Source organism: Bacteroides sp. 224 (assembly GCF_010500995.1).
Taxonomy (GTDB): Bacteria; Bacteroidota; Bacteroidia; order Bacteroidales; family Bacteroidaceae; genus Bacteroides.
In genome coordinates this window covers 1-3033 of the sequence record NZ_QVMK01000073.1, presented here as the reverse complement: position 1 = coordinate 3033, position 3033 = coordinate 1, and the positions used below count along the sequence as shown (strand labels likewise).

Genomic DNA, 3033 nt, shown 5'->3' with positions numbered 1-3033 from the left:
GTGCTATTCTTTCTTTTGTCTGAATTCAAAGTAATAGATTGAAAAATGATTTAAAACGCTCCTCGGCAGTGGGGAGCACAACTTAATTTACGTATGAAATTCTATATCGGTATTAAAATGCCTGGAAATTTTCTTGAAAATTTCATCAAGAGGAGCATTTCTAAAAATTAGTTTGCCATCTTTCCAAGCTACTTTCTCGTATACATCGACTGTATTCTTAGTTAATTTAGCATTTTGTTTTTCAAAAAGTAATTGCTCGCCGGGTGCCAGAACCACAGTTTCCTGCCCGGGGGCTGTTACATTTACTTTTCCTTTTTCGAGAACGGTTTCGATGTAATCATCATCTTCATAAGCAGCTACATTAAATTTTGTTCCATATACATGCACGCTCAATCCGTTGGAAGTATTTACATAAAAAGGTCGTTCTAAATCGGCTTCAACTTCAAAATAAGCTTCTCCTTTCAACTCCACGTTTCGATTATCTGCTCTGAAAACTGTTGGAAAGCGCAAGGTGCTTCCTGCATTCAGCCATACTACTGAATGATCGGGGAGTTCATAACGAATCACCGAACCTTTAGCAGCTGTGATTTCAGCATATTTATCATCTATTGTCGGTTCCTGAAAATACAGATAACCCAGCACTAACGAAGTTAATAACAAGGGCAGGGTAAAGAATGCAGCATATCGCATCCACTGATTATAAATCGCCTTCTGCCGATTGTTTTTAATCTTCTGTTGCATCTGCCGGTAAGCTTGCTGTACATCAATAGATTCTAATTCTTTAATATCCTCTCCTAATGCCTGCGCTTCCCGTAGCAATGATTCAGGATTCATTTTTTCCATATTCTCATTCAAAAAACTATGTTGATAATTGCAATTACATCTATAATACAACTTAGACTTTCAAAAAGGGACAGGCAAATGCGAAAATTTTCTTTTTTATTTTTTAGGTTTATTTCTTATTTGCATATTTGTGTAGTCAAAACTTTAAATCAGTCCTAAATAATATGAGAAACCTTTTATTAAAGAACAGTAAAGAACAGGAGTTTAGGAAACTTTATGAAACCTACTATGCCCCTTTCTGCCTGTATGCCAAAAGGTTTGTAGAGGATAAAGATACAAGGGAAGACATTTTTTCTGACGTATTCACTTCCTTGTGGAGCAACATTGATTCATTCGATTTAAACTCGGAAACCGCGCTGGGTTATATAAAAATGTGCGTTAAGAATAAATGCCTGAATTTTCTGAAACATCAGGAACATGAATGGAATTACGCAGAGATCATTCAAAAGAAAGCACCAATCTACGAAAGAGAGCCGGACAGTGTATATACATTGGATGAGTTATACCGGATGCTACATGAAGCGCTGGACAAACTTCCCGAAAACTACCGCACCGTATTTATAGAAAGTTTCTTTAAGGGGAAAACTCATGCCGAAATTGCAGAAGAGTTGGAACTTAGTGTGAAATCGATTAATCGGTACAAACAAAAAACGATAGAGATACTGCGCAAAGAGTTGAAAGAATATATGCCACTTATACTATTACTCTTTATTTCCAAGTAACTTTCATTAAGCAAAAATGAATACTTATGCAGCTCAAAATTTATAATAATGCAACCACACCCCTTTTCATAGACACTCTGAGAAGGGTAAAGAGTAGAGCCGTCAAGTATAAAGAGTAAAGCTGTCAAGTTCAAAGAGTAGAGCCGTCAAGTTTGCAAACTTGACGGCTCTACTCTTTTTAGTTGAAATGGGCAATTTAAGACCTCATTTACTGTATATTTTTACATTCTTATTTCCCGAACCACTAATCGGTATCAAGTACAAAATCTGTTAACCCGCTATATAAATCCGCGTTCTCTTTTACAATTATATCAATGGGCATATAATTGGTAACCTGTGCACTCTTACCAAATACTAAATACTGAATCAGTGTTTTTACAGCCATATACCCCTGTTGTTCAGGTCTTTGACCGATAAGAAAATCAATACACCCTTCTCTGATTGCCTGATTATTCTTTTCGGTAAGATCGATCCCTACGAATTTTATATTATGTATCTCATGCTTCTTCATATAATCTGTAATTACATGAGCTCTCGAGTTTAAAATAACAGCACCTTTTGTTTCTTGATTGTCTTTGAAAAAATCATTTAATAATTTCTCATTCTGTTCATTATCTAATGCCGAGTAGTTAACCCGGTAAAGTTTATTCTGAAGATTATGCTCATTATAATAAGCCATGAATCCTGCTTTTCTCAAAATGGTTGCATTGGCACTCTCATCTCCTATTCTAATGGCTTGAAGGAGGGCAATATCGGCACCCTTCGGTGTAATATTTGTTATCAGTTTGGCAATAAGATACCCACACGTATATGGGTTGGACGAGTAAAAGGCTAATGGAGAAGCCCCTTCCACAGCCGAATCTATAAAGACATAAGGAATCCCCATATCAGAAAGCTGATTCGATAAGTGAATGGTTTCATCTCTGAAAGTAGGTCCGATAATCACCGCATCGGGTTTATGCAGGATTACTTGTTCGAAAGAGTCTCTGCACGAAAAAAGATCAAAATGATTATAATAACAAAATTCGCATACAATATCTAAAGCCGAGTAAGTTTCAAAAGCTTGTCTGATGCCTTTTTCTGCAAAGAACCAATATTCACCTTCCGAAAAATCAGGAATGGCAATAACAAATCTATAAGTTTTCTTTAGAGAGATGGCAGAAAGATGAATGTTAGGACTGTAATTCATCTTCTTGAGTACCTCCTCAATCTTTAGTCTTTTATCTTCGGCCACACTACCGCGATTATGTAGAACACGATCTACCGTTCCCGCAGATACTCCTGCCAATGCTGCAATATCCTTAATTCTGATTTTTTTCGCCATTATTCCACTTCTCTACCCTCTCTCTTACAAATAAGATGATTACGCGGCAAATGTACATGATAATTTTCATATTTCACACAAGCGTATAAAAATGTGTCTTTTCCTGCCTATTATTTTTTCAGATAGATTATCAAGTCCACTGTT

Annotated in this window: 2 protein-coding genes and 1 pseudogene; 1 reads left to right on the top strand and 2 read right to left on the bottom strand. The window is 36.3% G+C overall.

Features of this window, described 5'->3' with window-relative positions:
• Positions 1 to 93: 93 nt before the first annotated feature.
• Positions 94 to 843: pseudogene (locus D0T60_RS18325) on the bottom strand (FecR family protein); the annotation flags it as partial.
• A gap of 164 nt (positions 844 to 1007) precedes the next feature.
• Here D0T60_RS18325 and D0T60_RS18320 point away from each other — a divergent pair.
• Positions 1008 to 1565, top strand: a complete 558-nt coding sequence (locus D0T60_RS18320; RefSeq protein WP_163219902.1) for an RNA polymerase sigma-70 factor — start codon at positions 1008 to 1010, stop codon at positions 1563 to 1565.
• A gap of 244 nt (positions 1566 to 1809) precedes the next feature.
• Here D0T60_RS18320 and D0T60_RS18315 read toward each other — a convergent pair whose 3' ends face one another.
• Positions 1810 to 2889, bottom strand: a complete 1080-nt coding sequence (locus D0T60_RS18315; protein WP_163219900.1) for a LacI family DNA-binding transcriptional regulator — start codon at positions 2887 to 2889, stop codon at positions 1810 to 1812.
• Positions 2890 to 3033: the final 144 nt, after the last annotated feature.